29 protein-coding genes are annotated in these 17,798 nt (G+C 62.3%); 8 read left to right on the forward strand and 21 right to left on the reverse strand.

The window, feature by feature from the left end; genetic code table 11:
- Positions 1 to 20: 20 nt before the first annotated feature.
- Positions 21 to 899 carry a F0F1 ATP synthase subunit A gene (gene atpB, locus AC1Q5W_RS08840; protein WP_492644743.1) on the reverse strand — a complete coding sequence of 293 codons (879 nt, stop codon included), beginning with the start codon at positions 897 to 899 and terminating at the stop codon, positions 21 to 23.
- Between the two features lie 21 nt (positions 900 to 920).
- On the reverse strand, positions 921 to 1,418 hold the full coding sequence (locus AC1Q5W_RS08845) for an ATP synthase subunit I (protein ID WP_492644742.1): 498 nt from the start codon (positions 1,416 to 1,418) through the stop codon (positions 921 to 923).
- Between the two features lie 126 nt (positions 1,419 to 1,544).
- On the opposite strand from AC1Q5W_RS08845, the gene AC1Q5W_RS08850 reads away from it, so the two are divergent.
- From AC1Q5W_RS08850 to mgrA, 4 genes are read left to right on the forward strand one after another with little or no spacing between them, the layout of a single operon-like run.
- Positions 1,545 to 1,853, forward strand: coding sequence for an HP0495 family protein (locus AC1Q5W_RS08850; RefSeq protein ID WP_492644741.1), 309 nt, complete (start codon positions 1,545 to 1,547; stop codon positions 1,851 to 1,853).
- A 19-nt stretch (positions 1,854 to 1,872) separates the two neighbouring features.
- Positions 1,873 to 2,577, forward strand: coding sequence for a lipoyl(octanoyl) transferase LipB (lipB, locus tag AC1Q5W_RS08855; protein ID WP_492644740.1), 705 nt, complete (start codon positions 1,873 to 1,875; stop codon positions 2,575 to 2,577).
- A 21-nt stretch (positions 2,578 to 2,598) separates the two neighbouring features.
- On the forward strand, positions 2,599 to 3,624 hold the full coding sequence (gene lipA / locus AC1Q5W_RS08860; RefSeq protein WP_492644739.1) for a lipoyl synthase: 1,026 nt from the start codon (positions 2,599 to 2,601) through the stop codon (positions 3,622 to 3,624).
- Between the two features lie 40 nt (positions 3,625 to 3,664).
- Positions 3,665 to 4,708 (forward strand): L-glyceraldehyde 3-phosphate reductase, encoded by a 1,044-nt coding sequence (gene mgrA, locus AC1Q5W_RS08865; protein WP_492644738.1) that lies wholly within the window; start codon positions 3,665 to 3,667, stop codon positions 4,706 to 4,708.
- On the opposite strand, the gene AC1Q5W_RS08870 is transcribed toward mgrA, so the two are convergent.
- Positions 4,709 to 5,062, reverse strand: a complete 354-nt coding sequence (locus AC1Q5W_RS08870) for a carboxymuconolactone decarboxylase family protein (RefSeq protein ID WP_492644737.1) — start codon at positions 5,060 to 5,062, stop codon at positions 4,709 to 4,711. It abuts the gene before it with no gap.
- Between the two features lie 44 nt (positions 5,063 to 5,106).
- Between AC1Q5W_RS08870 and AC1Q5W_RS08875 the strand changes: the two genes are divergently transcribed.
- Positions 5,107 to 5,949 carry a DMT family transporter gene (locus AC1Q5W_RS08875; protein WP_492644736.1) on the forward strand — a complete coding sequence of 281 codons (843 nt, stop codon included), beginning with the start codon at positions 5,107 to 5,109 and terminating at the stop codon, positions 5,947 to 5,949.
- 111 nt (positions 5,950 to 6,060) lie between these two features.
- Here AC1Q5W_RS08875 and ptsP read toward each other — a convergent pair whose 3' ends face one another.
- The 5 genes from ptsP to AC1Q5W_RS08900 form a co-directional block, all read right to left on the reverse strand.
- On the reverse strand, positions 6,061 to 7,836 hold the full coding sequence (gene ptsP, locus AC1Q5W_RS08880; RefSeq protein ID WP_492644735.1) for a phosphoenolpyruvate--protein phosphotransferase: 1,776 nt from the start codon (positions 7,834 to 7,836) through the stop codon (positions 6,061 to 6,063).
- A gap of 37 nt (positions 7,837 to 7,873) precedes the next feature.
- The gene (locus AC1Q5W_RS08885; RefSeq protein WP_492644734.1) at positions 7,874 to 8,143 is read right to left on the reverse strand and encodes an HPr family phosphocarrier protein; all 270 of its coding nucleotides are present in this window, start codon (positions 8,141 to 8,143) and stop codon (positions 7,874 to 7,876) included.
- A complete protein-coding gene (locus tag AC1Q5W_RS08890; protein ID WP_492644733.1) occupies positions 8,112 to 8,558 on the reverse strand; it encodes a PTS sugar transporter subunit IIA in 447 nt (148 codons plus the stop codon). The genes AC1Q5W_RS08885 and AC1Q5W_RS08890 overlap by 32 nt, the downstream gene beginning before the upstream one ends.
- Positions 8,559 to 8,647: 89 nt before the next feature.
- Positions 8,648 to 9,151 carry a hypothetical protein gene (locus tag AC1Q5W_RS08895; protein ID WP_492644732.1) on the reverse strand — a complete coding sequence of 168 codons (504 nt, stop codon included), beginning with the start codon at positions 9,149 to 9,151 and terminating at the stop codon, positions 8,648 to 8,650.
- On the reverse strand, positions 9,148 to 9,852 hold the full coding sequence (locus tag AC1Q5W_RS08900; protein ID WP_492644731.1) for a DUF4197 domain-containing protein: 705 nt from the start codon (positions 9,850 to 9,852) through the stop codon (positions 9,148 to 9,150). Before AC1Q5W_RS08900 ends, AC1Q5W_RS08895 begins: the two co-directional genes overlap by 4 nt.
- Before the next feature lie 15 nt (positions 9,853 to 9,867).
- On the opposite strand from AC1Q5W_RS08900, the gene AC1Q5W_RS08905 reads away from it, so the two are divergent.
- The 3 genes from AC1Q5W_RS08905 (at position 9,868) to AC1Q5W_RS08915 (ending at position 11,622) form a co-directional block, all read left to right on the forward strand.
- The gene (locus AC1Q5W_RS08905; protein ID WP_492644730.1) at positions 9,868 to 10,365 is read left to right on the forward strand and encodes a TlpA disulfide reductase family protein; all 498 of its coding nucleotides are present in this window, start codon (positions 9,868 to 9,870) and stop codon (positions 10,363 to 10,365) included.
- A 77-nt stretch (positions 10,366 to 10,442) separates the two neighbouring features.
- Complete coding sequence (locus tag AC1Q5W_RS08910; RefSeq protein ID WP_492644729.1) at positions 10,443 to 11,111, forward strand: cytochrome b/b6 domain-containing protein; 669 nt, start codon at positions 10,443 to 10,445, stop codon at positions 11,109 to 11,111.
- Between the two features lie 16 nt (positions 11,112 to 11,127).
- Positions 11,128 to 11,622, forward strand: a complete 495-nt coding sequence (locus AC1Q5W_RS08915; RefSeq protein ID WP_492644728.1) for a GNAT family N-acetyltransferase — start codon at positions 11,128 to 11,130, stop codon at positions 11,620 to 11,622.
- A gap of 35 nt (positions 11,623 to 11,657) precedes the next feature.
- Here the strand turns inward: AC1Q5W_RS08915 and AC1Q5W_RS08920 are convergent, their stop codons facing one another.
- From AC1Q5W_RS08920 to AC1Q5W_RS08980, 13 genes are all read right to left on the reverse strand, one after another.
- Complete coding sequence (locus AC1Q5W_RS08920; protein ID WP_492644727.1) at positions 11,658 to 12,167, reverse strand: peroxiredoxin; 510 nt, start codon at positions 12,165 to 12,167, stop codon at positions 11,658 to 11,660.
- 91 nt (positions 12,168 to 12,258) lie between these two features.
- Entirely contained in the window at positions 12,259 to 12,528 is a 270-nt protein-coding gene (rpsQ, locus tag AC1Q5W_RS08925; RefSeq protein WP_492644726.1) for a 30S ribosomal protein S17, read from the reverse strand.
- Between the two features lie 10 nt (positions 12,529 to 12,538).
- Complete coding sequence (rpmC, locus tag AC1Q5W_RS08930; RefSeq protein WP_492644725.1) at positions 12,539 to 12,745, reverse strand: 50S ribosomal protein L29; 207 nt, start codon at positions 12,743 to 12,745, stop codon at positions 12,539 to 12,541.
- Positions 12,746 to 12,761: 16 nt separating this feature from the next.
- Entirely contained in the window at positions 12,762 to 13,178 is a 417-nt protein-coding gene (gene rplP, locus AC1Q5W_RS08935) for a 50S ribosomal protein L16 (RefSeq protein ID WP_029708121.1), read from the reverse strand.
- 2 nt (positions 13,179 to 13,180) lie between these two features.
- Positions 13,181 to 14,071: a 30S ribosomal protein S3 gene (gene rpsC / locus AC1Q5W_RS08940; protein WP_492644724.1), complete on the reverse strand. Its 891-nt coding sequence runs from the start codon at positions 14,069 to 14,071 to the stop codon at positions 13,181 to 13,183.
- Between the two features lie 16 nt (positions 14,072 to 14,087).
- Positions 14,088 to 14,417, reverse strand: coding sequence for a 50S ribosomal protein L22 (gene rplV / locus AC1Q5W_RS08945; protein ID WP_075585605.1), 330 nt, complete (start codon positions 14,415 to 14,417; stop codon positions 14,088 to 14,090).
- Positions 14,418 to 14,427: 10 nt separating this feature from the next.
- The gene (gene rpsS / locus AC1Q5W_RS08950; RefSeq protein WP_294770333.1) at positions 14,428 to 14,706 is read right to left on the reverse strand and encodes a 30S ribosomal protein S19; all 279 of its coding nucleotides are present in this window, start codon (positions 14,704 to 14,706) and stop codon (positions 14,428 to 14,430) included.
- 11 nt (positions 14,707 to 14,717) lie between these two features.
- Complete coding sequence (gene rplB / locus AC1Q5W_RS08955; RefSeq protein ID WP_492644723.1) at positions 14,718 to 15,542, reverse strand: 50S ribosomal protein L2; 825 nt, start codon at positions 15,540 to 15,542, stop codon at positions 14,718 to 14,720.
- A 2-nt stretch (positions 15,543 to 15,544) separates the two neighbouring features.
- Entirely contained in the window at positions 15,545 to 15,871 is a 327-nt protein-coding gene (rplW, locus tag AC1Q5W_RS08960; protein WP_492644722.1) for a 50S ribosomal protein L23, read from the reverse strand.
- Positions 15,868 to 16,488, reverse strand: coding sequence for a 50S ribosomal protein L4 (gene rplD, locus AC1Q5W_RS08965; protein WP_492644721.1), 621 nt, complete (start codon positions 16,486 to 16,488; stop codon positions 15,868 to 15,870). The genes rplW and rplD overlap by 4 nt, the downstream gene beginning before the upstream one ends.
- Positions 16,488 to 17,168, reverse strand: coding sequence for a 50S ribosomal protein L3 (gene rplC, locus AC1Q5W_RS08970; RefSeq protein ID WP_492644720.1), 681 nt, complete (start codon positions 17,166 to 17,168; stop codon positions 16,488 to 16,490). Before rplC ends, rplD begins: the two co-directional genes overlap by 1 nt.
- 210 nt (positions 17,169 to 17,378) lie before the next feature.
- Positions 17,379 to 17,693, reverse strand: coding sequence for a 30S ribosomal protein S10 (rpsJ, locus tag AC1Q5W_RS08975; protein WP_029708110.1), 315 nt, complete (start codon positions 17,691 to 17,693; stop codon positions 17,379 to 17,381).
- A 24-nt stretch (positions 17,694 to 17,717) separates the two neighbouring features.
- The coding region (locus AC1Q5W_RS08980; protein ID WP_080700483.1) for an EF-Tu C-terminal domain-related protein at positions 17,718 to 17,798 on the reverse strand (81 nt) is incomplete at its 5' end.

The raw sequence follows: 17,798 nt of genomic DNA on the forward strand, positions 1-17,798 counted from the left end.
ACCAGAAAGAAACAGTTACATCAATGTGCGTCGTGCGCTTGACCGGTGTAGATCAGCGTCAACATCATAAAGATGAAGGCTTGCAAAGTGATCACCAGAATGTGGAACAGAGTCCACACGGTTCCGGCGATGACATGACCGACGGCCAAGCCAACACCCGTTCCCGACAATGCCCAGCCGCCACCCATCAGGGCAATCAGCATGAACACCAGCTCACCTGCAAACATGTTGCCAAACAACCGCATGCCGTGCGACACGGTCTTGGCAAGGTACTCGATCATCTGCATCAGGAAGTTCACCGGATACAGAGCCCAATGGTCACCAAAGGGAGCAGCAATCAGCTCGTGCGCCCAGCCGCCCAGACCCTTGATCTTGATGTTGTAGAACACACAGATCAGCAGAACGGAAGTGGACAAGCCCAGTGTGGTGGACAAGTCAGCGGTCGGCACGACGCGCATGTAATCCTTGAAGCCCATGGCGGGGCCGGCGCTGTGCCAGAACGAGGGAATCAGGTCCACGGGCAGCATGTCCATGGCGTTCATCAGGAAAATCCATACAAACACGGTCAGCGCCAGAGGGCCAATGACCTTACGGCTCTTGGCGTTGTGGATCACGCCCTTGGCCTGGTTGTCCACCATTTCGGTCAGGATTTCAACGGCAGCCTGGAAACGACCCGGCACGCCCGACGTTGCCTTGCGTGCCGCATTCCACAGCACGAAGCAACCGATGATGCCCAACAAAGCCGAAAACACCAGCGAGTCGAAATTGAACAAACTGAAATCGACGATGCTGTGCTGCTCGACGTTTTCGAAATTGAAATTCTTCTGCAGATGATGCAGGTGGTGCTGGATGTATTCTCCAGCGCTCGGGGCATGTGTTCCAGCGTGTTCAGCAGCCATATGTCACCAATAGTCAATTCTTTACAACAACTTCGACCGGACCGGGCGCAGCCACACGGCCACCCAGTACACCTTCATCGTCACCACAAACCCACCCAGGAGAGCCAGCCAGTTCAGCTGCAAGATCAACTTTGGCGCGGCAAACAGCATCGCCACCGTCAAGAGGATCTTGACCATCTCCCACACAAAAAACCCTGCCAGCACCGCGCCAGCGCGGCCTACCGCCTGTTGACGCTGCAAACCCCTGGCAAACAATGCCGCGGGAAGCACCACCGAGAGAGCCCCGTAGGCTACCGACAGGCCCAGAGATCCCCGACCACTGAGCAAGCCAACCGCCAACGCCAGCAAACCACCGGTAACCGCTTGAAGTCCCACAACCCGCCACGGGGATACCGCCGGGTTGCTTCGCCGCCATGACTGCGCCTGTTCGGCCGTCAGGGGCTTGAAATCGGACTCTGGCGCCTCATCTTGATCGTATGGGGCGCCCTGCTTGTGTTCTGGGTTCACGATTTTCACCATTGAAATTACACCCAGTTGACAAACCGCGTTTGGTGCGCAGCCTTCGATTATACGTAGAAACCCGGCAACTCCCAATACTTTGGCAGGATTTCTCGCGGGGAATTGCCGCACTGCCATAATTTCGCCATGTCCAAACCGCCCATCCCCACCGACGTTCCGGCGCCGGACACCACCCGCGCCGAGTCGCTCATCGAGTACCCCTGCAAGTTCCCCATCAAGGTCATGGGCTTGCGGGTGGAAGGCCTGGTGCATGCCATCACCACGGTCGCCCACCACTTCGACCCCGCATTTGATGCCTCCACTGTGGAGCTGCGCGAAAGCAAGGGCGGCAAATACCTGGGCGTCACCATCACCGTCACCGCCACCAGCCGCGAACAGCTCGACGAGCTGTACCGCACGCTGTCCACACACCCCATGGTGAAAGTGGTGCTGTAGGCACGCACCCCCCACACTTATGGACATTCGCCAGCTTGGCCGCGTCGATTACGCATCCACCTATGCGGCCATGCAGGCGTTTACCGCCAGCCGCACCAGCGACACGCCGGATGCACTCTGGATTTGCGAGCATGCCCCGGTATACACGCAGGGACTGGCCGGAAAGAACGACCACATTCTGAACCCCGGCGACATCCCCGTCATTGCCACCAACCGCGGCGGCCAGGTGACGTTCCACGGCCCCGGCCAGGTGGTGGCCTACCCCCTGATCGACCTCAGGCGGGCAGGCTATTTCGTCAAGGAATACGTGTACCGCATCGAGGAGGCCGTCATCAAGACCCTGGCGCACTTCGGCGTCACCGGTCACCGGGTGGCCGGCGCACCCGGCATCTATGTGCGGCTGGACGACCCCGGCGGCCACACGCCGCTGGCCCAGCGCCCCATGAAAGCCGCCCCTGAGAGCCCTTCGGCACCGGGTGGTACCAGCCCCAATTTTCAGGGCCTGGGAAAGATCGGTGCCCTGGGCATCAAGGTCAGCCGCAACTGCACCTACCACGGCGTGGCCCTGAACGTGGCCATGGACTTGGAGCCCTACTCCCGCATCAACCCGTGTGGGTATTGCGGCCTGCAGACGGTGGACCTTTCTACAATCGGCGTATCCGTCGGCTGGACTGAGGCCGCCGACGTTCTGAGCCACAAGCTCGCAACCTATCTGGCACCCTGACGCCACACCGCGCACCGCACCATGAGCCACAACCCGACCGCCACGCCCGGCAGCAGCCCCACCGTCCGTGAGGCGCAAACGCTGGAAAACTACGACCCGTCCGCCAAACAGAAGGCTGCGGCCAAGCTCTCGCGCATTCCGGTGAAGGTGGTGCAGGGCGAAGTGCTGAAGAAGCCAGACTGGATCCGCGTCAAGGCCGGCTCGCCCACCACGCGCTTCTACGAGATCAAGGACGTGCTGCGCCAGAACAAGCTGGTCACCGTCTGCGAGGAGGCCAGCTGCCCCAACATCGGTGAATGCTTCGGCCACGGCACGGCCACCTTCATGATCATGGGCGACAAGTGCACGCGCCGCTGCCCGTTCTGCGATGTGGGCCACGGCCGCCCCGACCCGCTGGACACCAACGAGCCGGAGAACCTGGCCCGCACCATTGCACAGCTCAAGCTCAAGTACGTGGTCATCACCAGCGTGGACCGCGATGACCTGCGCGACGGCGGCGCCCAGCACTTTGCCGACTGCATTACCCGCATCCGCGAACTCTCGCCCGGCACGCAGATCGAAGTGCTGGTACCCGACTTCCGCGGCCGCGACGACAAGGCGCTGGCCATCCTGCACGCCGCACCGCCCGACGTGATGAACCATAACCTGGAAACCGCACCGCGCCTGTACAAGGAAGCGCGCCCCGGCTCCGACTACCAGTTCAGCCTGAAGCTGCTGCAGAAGTTCAAGGCGCAGAACCCCGGCATTCCGACCAAGAGCGGCATCATGGTCGGCCTGGGCGAGACCGACGAAGAGGTGCTGCAGGTGATGCAAGACATGCGCGACCACGGCATCGAGATGCTGACCATCGGCCAGTACCTGGCCCCCTCCAGCTCGCACCTGCCGGTGAAGCGCTACGTGCACCCGGATACGTTCAAGATGTTCGAAGCCAAGGCCTATACCATGGGCTTCAGCCACGCTGCGGTGGGCGCCATGGTGCGCTCCAGCTACCACGCCGACCAGCAGGCACACGCCGCATCGGCCGCCAGCAAGACCGCGGGCATGTGAGCCACGGCCGCCGGCATGCCCCTCTGACGCCAAGCCCACCATGTACCAGGCCGCACCCACCCGCTACGACACCCTGCCCTACCGCACCTGCGGCAAGAGCGGCCTGAAACTGCCCGCCGTATCGCTGGGGCTGTGGCACAACTTCGGCGACGCCACGCCCCTGGAAACGCAGCGCGCCATGTTGCGCACGGCATTCGATCTGGGCATCACCCACTTCGACCTGGCCAACAACTACGGCCCGCCCTACGGCAGCGCCGAGACCAACTTTGGCGAACACCTGCGCCGCGATTTCCGGCCCTACCGCGACGAGCTCATCATTTCAAGCAAGGCCGGCTGGGACATGTGGCCCGGACCCTACGGCCAGGGCGGGGGCTCGCGCAAGTACGTGCTGGCCAGCCTGGACCAGAGCCTACGGCGCATGGGGCTGGAGTACGTGGACATCTTCTACTCGCACCGCTTTGACCCCGACACCCCGCTGGAAGAAACCATGGGCGCGCTGGCCAGCGCCGTACAGCAGGGCAAGGCGCTGTACGTGGGCCTCAGCAGTTACTCGGCCGGCAAGACACGAGAGGCTGCGGCACTGCTGCGGTCCATGGGCGTGGCGCCGCTGATCCACCAGCCGTCCTACAGTCTGCTCAACCGCTGGGTGGAGGAAGACCTGCTCGACACGCTGGATGCAACCGGCATGGGCTGCATAGCGTTCAGCGCGCTGGCCCAGGGCCTGCTCACCAACAAGTACCTGAACGGCATCCCCGCCGACGCCCGCATCAACCGCCCCGGAGGCGGCTCCCTGAAGGCCGAGCATCTGAGCGCGCAAAACCTCGCGCATGTGCGCGCCCTCAACGCCATTGCCCTGGCACGCGGGCAAAGCCTGGCCCAGATGGCCACGGCCTGGGTGCTGCGCGACCCGCGGGTGACATCTGCCCTGATTGGCGCCAGCCGCCCCGAGCAGGTCACCGAACTGGTGGGCGCGCTGCAGAACCTGCACTTCAGCGCCGAGGAACTGGCCGCCATTGACCAGCATGCGGTGGAGGGCGGCATCAACCTGTGGCAGCGCCCCTCCACCGACCTGCGCCCGGCCTGACTACGCCTTGTTGGGGTCCATCTTTTCCCAGGCGGCGAGGGTTTCGGCGGCGTACATCAGCGCCGGCCCGCCGCCCATGTACACGCAGACCGCCAGCATCTCTTCCAGCTCGGCGCGCGTGCAGCCCAGCTTGTGCAATGCCTTCACATGAAAACCCACACACCCCGAGCAATGCTGCGTGATGCCGATGGCCAACGCAATCAGCTCCTTTTGCTTGGCGCCCAGCGCGCCTTCGGCCATGGACGCGCGGGCCAGCTGGCCAAAACCCGCCATGGCATCGGTCTGGGTCTTGCGAAACGGCGCCAAACTCGCGTTAATGTCATGAATCAAACTGCTGTGATCAAACGTACTCATTTCCCGTCCTTGTCTGCTTGCGCGGCGCCCCTGGAGGCTGCCGCATGAAAGCCAATCTGTATGCCCTGGGCACCATCGCCTTGTGGTCCACGCTGGCGGCCCTGGGCGTGTCGCTGTCCCATGTGCCACCCTTCCTGCTGACCGGGTTGGCCCTGCTGCTGGGTAGTGTGATGGCGCTGCCGCTGTTGCGCGTTGATTTGCATCAATGGCGAATTCCCGCGGGCACCCTGGCACTGGGTGTGTATGGCCTGTTCGGCTACCACTTCCTGCTGTTCATGGCGCTGCGCAGCGCGCCGCCCGTCGAAGCCAACCTGGTGAACTACCTGTGGCCCCTGCTGCTGGTCGTGCTGGCGCCCCTGTTCCTGCCCGGCATGCGCCTGCGCGCCGTGCAGGTGGTGGCAGCCCTGCTGGGCTTTGCCGGCGCGGCCATGGCCATCCTGGGCAGCAGCCGTGGCGGTGGCGGCCTGCAGGCCTGGTCCTGGGGTTATCTGCCGGCCCTGGGCGCCGCCGTGGTCTGGTCCAGCTACTCGCTGCTGTGCCAGCGCGTGCGCACCTTTCCGACTGCGGCCATTGGCCTGTTCGGGCTGGTCTCGGGACTGCTGTCGCTGCTGTGCCACTGGCTGCTGGAAGCGCCGGTGACCCTGAGCGCACACGACTGGCTGCTGATCGGCGTCATGGGGCTGGGCCCGCTGGGTGCCGCCTTCTTCCTGTGGGACAAGGCGCTCAAGCTCGGCGACGCGCGGCAGATCGGCGTCCTGAGCTACCTGACACCGCTGGCATCCACCACCCTGCTGATGCTGGTGGGCGGGCGCGCCTTCACCTGGAACATCGGGGTGGCCGCACTGCTGATCATGGGTGCGGCGTTGTTGGGAACACGGGACCGCTAAGGCGATTTTCCATATCAAATCGGGTCATATGCCCCGCGAACACTGCGCAGACAGCTCTGTTTTTCATAGCAACCCAGCACACGCCGGGCGCACCAGAAAACGCCCGCGCCACTAGGCTGCCGCCATCGCCTGCGCCGGGTCTTCGGCTTCCAGCACCTGCTGCGCCCACAGCGCAAGCTTGCCGGTGTCGGCGCGCAATACCTCCTGCTTGACGGCCAGGATCTGTGCCGGGTGCATGGAGAAACTGCGCAGACCCAAGCCCAGCAGCAGCCGGGTCAGGCCCACATCGCCAGCCATTTCACCGCACACGCTCACGCCCTTGCCCTGGGCCCGGCATTCGGCGATGGTGTCGGCCATCAGGCGCAGCACAGCCGGATGCAGGGGGTCATACAGGTGCGCCACCGACTCGTCGGCCCGGTCAATGGCCAGCGTGTACTGGATCAGGTCGTTGGTGCCAATGGACAGGAAGTCGAAATGCTTCAGGAACAGCCGCAGGCTCAGGGCCGCGGCCGGAATTTCAATCATGGCGCCGAGCTTGATCGGGCCATAGGCAACGCCCCGGTTATCCAGCACCGCCCGCGCGTGGTCCAGGTGCGCCAGCGTCTGGCGGATCTCGCGTGCGTGGGCCAGCATGGGCACCAGCAGGTGGACCTGGCCGTGGGCGGCCGCGCGCAGGATGGCCCGCAGCTGGGTCTGGAACATGGCCGGGTCCGCCAGGCTCCAGCGGATGGCCCGCAGCCCCAGGGCGGGGTTCAGGTGGGCGTCGTCGCGCAGGGTGCTGTCCAGAGGCTTGTCGGCCCCCACATCCACCGTGCGGATGGTTACCGGCAGCCCCTGCATGCCTTCCACGGCGCGCCTGTAGGCCTGGTATTGCTCCTCTTCGCCGGGCAGACGGCCCTGGCGGCCCATGAACAGGAACTCGCTGCGAAACAACCCCACCCCCAGGGCGCCGGCGGTCAGTGCGGCCGGCGCATCCTCGGGCATTTCGATGTTGGCCAGCAGTTGCACCTTCTCGCCATCCAGGGTGACGGCCGGCGTGTGCAGCAACCGCTGCAGGCGGCCGCGCTCAAGCTCGCCCTGGCGCTGCTTGAAACCGTACTCGGCCAGGATGATGGATGAGGGGTCGACGATGACGACTCCGGCGTCGCCGTCGATGATCACCCAGTCGTCCTGGCGCACCAGCTGACTGGCCTGGCGGGCGCCCACCACGGCCGGAATGTCCATGCTGCGCGCCACGATGGCGGTATGCGAAGTCTTGCCGCCCACGTCGGTGATGAAACCGGCAAACACGCTTTGCTTGAACTGCAGCATGTCGGCCGGCGACAGGTCATGGGCAATCAGGATCAGGGGCACGTCCACGGTGTCGTCCAGCAGCAGGTCCTGCTGCGACGACTTGCGGGGGCTGCGTGTGCTGTGCACCGCCAGGGGCGAGCCCGTGTTCTTCATGGCCCGCAGGACCCGCTCGGCAATCTGCTCCAGATCGGCCTTGCGTTCGCGCAGGTACTCGTCCTCCATCTCGTCAAACTGCCGCGCGATGATTTCGAGCTGGGTGGTCAGCGCCCATTCGGCGTTGTAGAGGCGCTCGGTGATCCAGCGCTTGACGCCGCCAATCAGCTCCTCGTCCTGCAGCAGCATGAGGTGCACATCGAGCAGCGCGCTCAACTCATGCGGCGCCTCCTTGGGCCCCATGTGGGCAATGCTGGCCTGCAGGCGGAAGATTTCCTCCACCACCGTATCGCGCCCCTTGCGGACGCGGTCAATTTCGGACACCACCGCGCTGGCGTCGATGAAGTAGTGGGCGACATCCACCCGGCTGGACGCCACCAGTACCGCCCGCCCGATGGCGATGCCCTTGGAGACCGCCAAGCCGTGGATGGAAAACGTCATGGCGCGATCCGCCAGGCAACCGGCACGGGAGCCATGTTCACTCGCCCTCGCCGAATTTGTCGGCAATCAGCGCCAGCAGGGCGTCCATGGCTTCCTGGGCGCGGTCCCCGTCGGTGTCGATCACGATTTCCGACCCCATGCCGGCGGCCAGCATCATCACACCCATGATGCTCTTGGCATTGACGCGGCGTTCGCCCTTGGTAACCCAGACCTCGCACGGGAAACTGCCCGCCAGCTTGGTCAGCTTGGCCGACGCCCGGGCATGCAGGCCCAACTTATTGATGATGGTCGCTGTGGTGGTGATCATTCGGCTTTCTTATCTGGTTTTGCGGTGCGGTGACGGCGACTTGCATGATGCACTGGGTACCACCGGAAAGGGCCCGAGCCACCAGCGCGTCCAGCGGTTCATGGCGGTAGTTGACGGTGCGCAGCAGCATGGGCAGGTTGACGCCCGCCACGAGCTTGGAATGGATGCCATCGACCACCTTCTGCGCCACGTTGCAGGGCGTGGCACCGAACATGTCGGTCAGCACCAGCGTGTTGGGGGCATTGAGTTGGGCCAGCCGTGCCTGGGCGGCCAGGCGGGTGGTTTCTGTGGACGCATCCGCCTGCACGTCCAGGGCCAGGATGCCGCTGGCGGATTCGGGGTACACATGCAGCACGCAGTCCCGCAAGGCGCTGGCCAGCGGTGCATGGGCGATGATGAGAATGCCGGTATTCATGGTGCGCAGGTTACCGATTATGGCCGCTTTGCCTGACGAAAAGACAGACTGCGCCTACACGGCCCCCCCGGGGCTCCTCCGCCCGGCCGTCATTGCAGCTGCAAGTCGGAAAACAGAATGTCGGTCATTTCGGAATTGAGGCGCGGGGCGTACACCGCCACATGGAATATTTCGGCGCCGGTGGTGATCCAGGCCAATTGCGCCTGCACGGCAGCGCCGTCGGGACGCTGCCCCTGGGCCGACACCATCACGGCATGGCTCCATGCTGCCCCAGGCGGAAACTCCCGCTCCTGCACCGTGGCAGCCGCCATGTTGCGCAAGGTCTCTTTCCGCCACGCCGCCAGGATGGCGGCCGACTGGGATGCATTGGCCAGCGGCACCCGGCTGATGGCAAACAGGCCGCCACCGGCCTCGCAGCCAGCCATCGTCAACTGCAGGTCGGTTTCTGCGAGCCGCACCGTGCGCTGGGCCCGGTCGGGTTTGCAGGGGAGGCGGGCGGTCAGTCCCTCCAGTGGCACCGCACGCCAGTTCAGCGTCGGGCTGCAGGCCGCCAGAACCAGGGCTACCACAACCAGGAATGCATGCAACTTCATCGCAGCGCGCCAAACACCTTGCTCACGATGGCGCTGCCATAGCCCACCGGGTTTTGCCGGATCTTCTTCTCTTCTTCCGAAATCATGAAATACAGGCCGTCCAGGGTCTTGCCGGTAACGTACTGCTGGATATTGGCATCCTCCTTCTTCAGCAGCCCCAGCTCGGACGCCTTGCCGGCGACCTGGTTGTACTTGTCCGCCAACCCCACTTTGGCCGTGGCGCGGGTAACCACCGGCAGGAACTTCACCGCCAGGTCGGGGCGGGTCTTGGTGGCAAAGAAATTGGTCACGGCGGTTTCCCCCCCGGTGAGAATGCCCTTGGCGTCGGTAACCGTCATGGTTTGCACGGCCTTGAGCAGCAGGTCCTTGGCCATGGGGACGGCGGCCTCGGCCCCCCGGTTCATGGCCGTGATCAGCTCATCCACCCGGCCCGCCTGGCCAAAGGTGCGCAACAGATTGGCGGCGTCGTTGAGGTAGCCGGGCAAAGGAATGCGAACTTTTTCATTTCCCAGGAATCCATCCTGCACGCCCAACAGGCCGATGGCCGACAGGGCGCCCTTTTCCAGCGCGGTTTTCAGCCCCTGGGAGGCATCGGCGTTGCTGATATCGGCCAAGGTCAGGGCATGGGCCTGTTGCAGTGCGGTCATCCCCAGCAGAGCCAGCGCGGACATTGAAATGGAATTAAACTGACGACGATCCATGGATAGCACCTCTGTATGAAACGAAACCTCGTTATTGCCGCCATCGTAGCGTCCTGCGCCGTTGTAGCGGGCGCTTATTTGTGGAACGACAGCACGGCGGCGCCGGCTTCCACCTTCGTCCTGCTGGATGGTTCCCAGAAGCATACGGCAGACCTCAAGGGACGTGTGACGCTGGTGAACTTCTGGGCCACAAGTTGCGTGACCTGCGTGGCCGAGATGCCCCAGCTCATTGCCACCCACGACAAATACAAGGACCGGGGTCTCGACACGCTGGCCGTCGCCATGCAATACGACCCGCCCAGTTACGTGGTCAATTATGTGCAGACCCGCAAGCTGCCCTTCCAGGTCGCGCTGGACAACACCGGCGCGCTTGCCAAGTCGTGGGGCGATGTCCAGCTCACCCCCACCACCTACCTGGTGAACAAGCGGGGCCAGATCGTCAAGCGCTACGTGGGCGAGCCCAATTTCCCCGAATTGCACCAGCTGATCGAGCAACTGCTGGCCGAGGGCTGATCCCCACCCAGCCGCCAGGACCGGCCGGCAATATTCTTTATGATCCCCCCTGACAACGGATGGTCCGTGGGAGAAACATGCTGTTCAAGGTAAGGGTGTGGGATCTGCCGACCCGGCTGTTCCACTGGAGTTTGGTGCTGTGCTTTGCCGGACTGCTGGCCACCGCAGAGGTGGCCGGAGCGGCCATGGCATGGCATTTTCGCCTGGGCTATGCCACCCTGAGCCTGCTGCTGTTCCGCCTATTCTGGGGCGTATGGGGGGGCCGCTGGTCGCGCTTCGGCGCCTTCGGTCTCGTCCCGGCCACCCTCCTGCGCTACGTCCGGGGCGAACAGACGCCCGCCATGACCGTGGGCCACAACCCCCTGGGCTCGGTGGCGGTGCTGGTGCTGCTGCTCCTGGCGCTGCTGCAGGCGGCGACCGGCCTGTTCAGTGCCGATGAAACCGCCACCGCAGCCGGACCCTTGGCCCGCCGGGCCGCCGCCACCTGGGTGCATGCCGCAACGGTCTATCACACGCAAATCGGCAAGATCCTTCTGATCGTGCTGGTGCAGCTGCACATTGCGGCCATTATCTTCCACCGCATGCGCCGGGGCGAAAATCTGGTGCTGCCCATGCTCACGGGGGACAAGCAATTGCGCGAACCGTTTGAAGCCGCCCGCGATGACGCCCGCACCCGCGCACTGGCGCTTGGCATACTGGCGTGCTGCGCAGCTGCCATATTGTTGCTGCTCCGCTGGGCAGACTGAAAGGGATCCTGAACACATGCGCACAAGTACGCCCCACATCGAACTGCTGACGCCGGCATCCGCCGCTGAACTCGATCACGTCCGCAGCCTGTTCGCGGAATATGCGGGCACGCTAAAAGTGGATCTGTGTTTCCAGAATTTTGCCGAAGAGCTGCAGGGTCTGCCCGGTGAATACCGCGCGCCGCGCGGGGCGCTGCTGCTCGCCACCGTCAATGGCCAGTACGCCGGATGCTGCGCCCTGCGTCCGCTGGACACGGCCGACTACCCCAGCGCCTGCGAGATGAAACGCCTGTTCGTCCGTCCGGCCTTCCGCGGCCTGGGCTTGGGTCGCCTGCTGGCCGAAGGCATTCTGGATGCGGCCCGCCTGGCGGGCTACAGTTGCATTCTGCTCGACACCCTGGACGACATGGAGTCGGCCCGCGCGCTCTACCAGGAACTCGGTTTCGAGGAAGTTCCGCCGTACTATTTCAACCCGATCGCAGGTGCCCACTACCTCAAGGCGGAGTTGTAGGCGCAGCCGGCTGAACGCCGGATCGCCCGACGCGCTCAGGCGCTCTTGGCCTGCGCCAGCAAGGTGGCGGCGTCGCTCACGGCAAACTGGCCCGGACCTTCAACGTTGAGCGATACCACCGTGCCATTCTTGACCAGCATGGAGTAGCGGTTGCTGCGCAGGCCCATTCCCTTGGCCGTCAGATCCAGCGTCAGGCCGGTGGCCTGCGCAAAGGCGGCACTGCCATCGGCCAGCATGCGCACGGTCCCTTCGGTTTTCTGCTCGCGCGCCCAGGCACCCATGACAAAGGCGTCATTGACACTGACGCACCAGATTTCGTCCACCCCTGCAGCCTTGAGCTCGGCGGCGTTTTCCACATAGCCAGGCACATGCTTGGCAGAGCAGGTGGGCGTGAAGGCCCCGGGCAAACCGAACAGGGCAATGGTCTTGCCAGCCATGGCTTTGGTCACATCCACCGGGTTGGGCCCGATGCTGCAACCGTTGCCTTCAACCTCGACGTATTCCATCAACGTGGCTGCGGGAAGGGTGTCACCTACTTTGATCATGTTCACTCCAGGTTATTCGCTTCCACAAATGAAAACGGCCCACAATTGTGGGCCGTTTTCTGCAGACCTGCGGTCCTGAAGGTCGAAACCCTTAGACGGCAGCAGCCTTCTCGACCAAACGGGTCGCTACCCAGTTCTTGGTCTTGGAAATAGGCCGGCTCTCGGTGATTTCGATGATGTCACCCAACTTGTACTCGCCCTTTTCGTCGTGGGCGTGGTACTTGCTGGATTTACCAACGATCTTGCCGTAGAGCTCGTGCTTCACACGGCGCTCGATCAGCACGGTCACCGTCTTGGCACGCTTGTCGCTGACCACCTTGCCAATCAAGGTGCGCTTGAGGGATTTTTTAGCTTCCGTCATTTATCGCTCCTTATTTGGCGGATTTTTCAGCGCTTTGCTTCTCGACAAGAATGGTCTTGGCGCGGGCAATGTCGCGGCGCGCAGTGCGCAGCGTAGCGGTGTTGTTGAGTTGTTGCGTGGCTTTCTGCATACGCAGGCCAAAGTGGGCTTTTTGCAGCGCTTTGACTTCGGATTCCAGACCAGCAACGTCTTTTTGGCGCAGTTCAGCAGCTTTCATTTCTTTCTTCTCCTGATTACTGGCCGATCATGCGGGCAACGAAAGTGGTCCGCAGAGGCAGCTTGGCAGCTGCCAGACGGAACGCTTCACGAGCCAGCTCTTCGGGCACGCCAACGATTTCAAACACGATTTTTCCGGGCTGGATCTCAGCCACGTAGTACTCGGGATTGCCTTTACCGTTACCCATACGCACTTCAGCAGGCTTCTGGGAAATCGGCTTGTCGGGAAACACGCGAATCCAGATACGGCCACCACGCTTCACGTGGCGGGAAATGGCACGACGTGCCGCTTCGATCTGGCGCGCGGTCAAACGACCACGGTCCGTACATTTCAGACCGAAATCACCAAAAGCGACCGAGCTGCCTCGGGTCGCGATGCCGGTGTTACGGCCCTTCTGCTCTTTGCGGTACTTGCGACGAGCGGGTTGCAACATAATTATTCTCCTTTGCCGTCAGCTGCTGCAGCTGGCGCGGCGACTTTGCGAACGCGCTTAACGGCGGGTTTAGAGTCGGTACCGGCAGCCTCTGCAGGCTTGTCGCTACCGTCAGCCGGTGCCGCATTGGTACCTGCCGGGCGACGTGCGCCACGCGGTGCGGGGCGGTCGGAACCAGGACGGGCACCACGGTCATCGCGGCGGGGGCCACGTGGACGACGCTCTTCTTCAGCACGGGGCTCAACGGCGGCCGGCAGGTCATTGCGACCCAGCGTGTCACCCTTGTAGACCCACACCTTGACACCAATGATGCCGTAGGTGGTGCTGGCTTCGGAGGTTCCGTAGTCGATGTCGGCACGCAGGGTGTGGAGTGGCACGCGACCTTCGCGGTACCACTCGCAACGGGCAATTTCAATGCCGTTGAGACGACCCGACGACATGATCTTGATGCCCAGGGCACCCAGACGCATGGCGTTTTGCATGGCGCGCTTCATGGCGCGACGGAACATGATGCGCTTCTCGAGCTGCTGGGTGATGGAGTCGGCAATCAGCTTGGCATCGATTTCGGGCTTGCGCACTTCTTCGATGTTGACTGCGACCGGCACGCCCAGTTGCTTGCCGAGGTCACGCTTGAGGTTCTCGATGTCCTCGCCTTTTTTGCCGATCACGACACCCGGACGTGCCGAGAAAATCGTGATGCGGGCATTCTTGGCGGGCCGTTCGATCAGGACGCGCGACACGGAAGCGTTTTTCAGCTTCTTCTTGAGGTATTCGCGGACCTTGATGTCTTCGGCCAGCATGCCGGCGAAGTCACTGTTGCTGGCGTACCAGCGCGACGACCAGTTACGGCTGATCGCCAAGCGAAAGCCGGTTGGGTGGATTTTTTGTCCCATATCTTCCTGGCCTCTTTCAGTTACCAACCGTCACGTACACATGGCACGTGGGTTTTCTGATTTGGTTTCCGCGACCTTTGGCGCGGGCCGTGAAGCGGCGCAGCGACGCACCTTGCTCGACGTAGATGGTTTTCACCTTCAACTCGTCGATATCGGCACCGTCATTGTGCTCAGCATTGGCAATGGCGGATTCCAGAACCTTCTTGATGATCACGGCAGCTTTTTTCTGCGTGAACTGCAAGATGTTCAGGGCTTGATCCACCTTCTTGCCGCGGATCAGATCCGCGACCAAACGGCCTTTATCGACCGACAAACGAACGCCACGAAGGGTTGCACGTGTTTCCATGGTCACCTCCTTATTTCTTCTGGACTTTTTTGTCCGCAGGGTGACCCTTGAAAGTACGGGTCAGAGCGAACTCACCCAACTTGTGGCCAACCATTTGATCGGTGATATAGACCGGTACGTGCTGCTTGCCGTTGTGCACGGCAATGGTCAAGCCGATGAACTCGGGCAGGATCATGGAGCGACGCGACCAGGTCTTAATCGGCTTCTTGTCCTTGGTCGCCACGGCCTTTTCGGTCTTGGCTACCAGGTGATGGTCAACAAAGGGACCTTTTTTGAGAGAGCGAGTCATTTACGTTCCCCTTACTTCTTGCGACGCGACACGATCATGACCTGCGTGCGCTTGTTGTTACGGGTACGGTAACCCTTGGTCAGATTACCCCAAGGATCGACTGCATGACGGCCTTCACCGGTCTTGCCTTCGCCACCACCGTGCGGGTGGTCAACCGGGTTCATCACCACACCGCGAACGGTCGGGCGAATACCCATCCAGCGCTTCACACCGGCTTTGCCGAGCTGACGCAGGCTGTGCTCTTCATTGGCCACTTGGCCCAGGGTTGCGCGGCAGTCGATGTGGATCTTGCGAACCTCACCCGAACGAACGCGAACCTGTGCATACGTACCTTCACGGGCCAGCAGGGTTGCCGAAGTACCCGCCGAGCGGATGATCTGCGCACCTTTGCCAACCTGCAGTTCGACGCAATGGATGATCGAACCCACGGGAATGTTGCGGATGGGCAGCGTGTTGCCGACGCGGATAGGCGCCTCGGAACCGCTCATGATGCTCGCGCCAACTTCCAGACCACGCGGTGCAATGATGTACGTGCGCTCGCCGTCTGCGTAGCACACCAGGGCGATGTGCGCGGAACGGTTGGGGTCGTACTCAATGCGCTCTACCTTGGCGGGGATGCCGTCCTTGGTGCGCTTGAAGTCCACCACGCGGTAGTGGTGCTTGTGGCCACCGCCCTTGTGACGGGTCGTGATGTGACCGTTGTTGTTGCGGCCAGCCTGCTGGAATTGTGGCTCCAGCAAAGCAGCGTGGGGGGCACCCTTGTGCAGGTGATCCCGCGAAATCTTCACCACGCCACGACGGCCTGGGGAAGTTGGTTTCATTTTGATAACAGCCATGATTACGCAGCCTCCCCGCCGAGGTTCAGCTCTTGGCCGGGCTTGAGCGTCACGTATGCCTTGCGGACATTGTCACGACGACCAACCGACTTGCCAAAACGCTTGGTCTTGCCCTTGGTGTTCATTACGGAAACACCCTTGACTTCGACCTTGAACATCAATTCCACAGCGGCTTTGATTTCATACTTGGTGGCGTCTTGCAACACCTTGAAGGTCACGGCATTGCTCTTTTCGGCAACCATGGTGGCCTTTTCGGACACGATGGGAGCGACCAGAACCTGCATCAGGCGGCCTTCGTCAAACTTGTTCAGATTAGGACCGTGGCTCATGCGAACATCTCCTTGAGTTTGTCCATGGCGGCCTTGGTCACCAGCACCTTGCGGTAGTGCACCAGGGAGAGCGGATCCGCATAACGGGGCTCAACCACCAGCACGTTGACCAGATTGCGCGAGGCCAGGTACAGGTTTTCGTCGACTTCGTCAGCGATCACCAGCACCGACTCCAGATTCATGGCCTTGAACTTGGCAGCCAGTGCCTTGGTCTTGGGAGAATCCACCTTCAGGGAATCCACCACCGCCAGACGGCCTTCGCGGGCCAGCTGGGACAGGATGGAAGCCATACCGGCGCGGTACATCTTCTTGTTGATCTTCTGGGCGAAGTTTTCGTCCGGCATGTTCGGGAAAATGCGGCCGCCTCCGCGCCACAGTGGCGAGGAAGTCATACCGGCACGGGCGCGGCCCGTTCCCTTTTGCTTGAACGGCTTCTTGGTCGAGTGATTGACCTGTTCGCGGTCCTTCTGGGCGCGGGTGCCTTGACGGGCATTGGCCTGGAAAGCGACTACTACCTGGTGCACCAGATCTTCGTTGTATGCGCGACCAAACACGGTCTCAGGGGCTTCGTATTTCGAAGTGGCCTGGCCTTGGTCATTCAGGAGTTCGAGCTGCATCAGTTCGCTCCTTTCGCGGCTGCGGATTTGGCTTTGACAGCGGGACGGACGGTCACGAAACCGCCAGCCGATCCGGGAATGGCACCCTTGATCAGCAACAACTGGCGCGCTTCGTCAATGCGGAAGACATCCAGGTTCTGGGTAGTGACAGTTGCGTCGCCCAGGTGGCCTGTCATGCGCTTGCCGGGGAACACGCGACCGGGATCCTGCGCCATACCGATAGAGCCGGGCACGTTGTGCGAACGGCTGTTACCGTGCGACGCGCGCTGCGAGCTCATGTTGTGACGCTTGATGGTACCGGCGTAACCCTTACCAATGGAGGTGCCCTGCACGTCCACCTTCTGACCCACGGCAAACACGTCAGCGACCGGCACAGTGGCGCCAGCAGCGTATTTGGCCGCCTTGTCAGCGGTTACACGGAATTCCTGGATGATTTCACCGGCTTCAACGCCTGCTTTCGCAAGGTGGCCAGCTGCCGGCTTGGTCACGCGCGAAGCTTTGCGCGAACCGAACGTTACCTGCAAGGCAACATAGCCGTCGTTCTCCTGGGTTTTCACCTGTGTCACGCGGTTGTTGGACACGTCCACCACCGTAACAGGGACTGCATCCCCGTCGTCGGTGAATAGGCGCATCATGCCAACCTTGCGACCCAGCAACCCTAAGTGATTGCTAAGACTCATTGTTTTCTCCGTAACTCTCGCCGTTGCAACTTCAATTGGCTGCACCGTTTTTGCACGAGAGACTGTTAATAAAACCCCATTGCCCACGCGCGAGCATGGGCAAGGAAGCCTGCGAGTATAGCGCGGGCTTGCGGCATGCGCAAGCCCCTACACCTACTCTACTGACAGACAGCCTCCAACCCACCAGGAGTCGGGGCTGTCAACCAACACTTACTGCAGCTTGATTTCGACGTCCACGCCAGCGGGCAGGTCGAGCTTCATCAGGGCGTCAACGGTTTTATCCGTGGGGTCCACGATGTCCATCAAACGCTGGTGCGTGCGGATTTCAAACTGGTCACGACTGGCCTTGTTCACGTGGGGCGAACGCAGGATGTCAAAACGCTTCATGCGGGTAGGCAAAGGCACGGGGCCCTTGACAATCGCGCCGGTGCGCTTGGCGGTGTCCACGATTTCGGCAGCCGACTGGTCGATCAGCTTGTAGTCAAACGCCTTCAGGCGGATGCGGATTTTTTGCTTGGTAGCCATGGTCATTCCTTGTAAGGGTGCGAATTACGCAATGATCTTGGCAACCACGCCGGCGCCCACGGTACGGCCACCTTCGCGGATCGCGAAGCGCAGACCTTCTTCCAT

The organism is Rhodoferax sp. MLSD5-FHT05B10 (assembly GCF_058793415.1).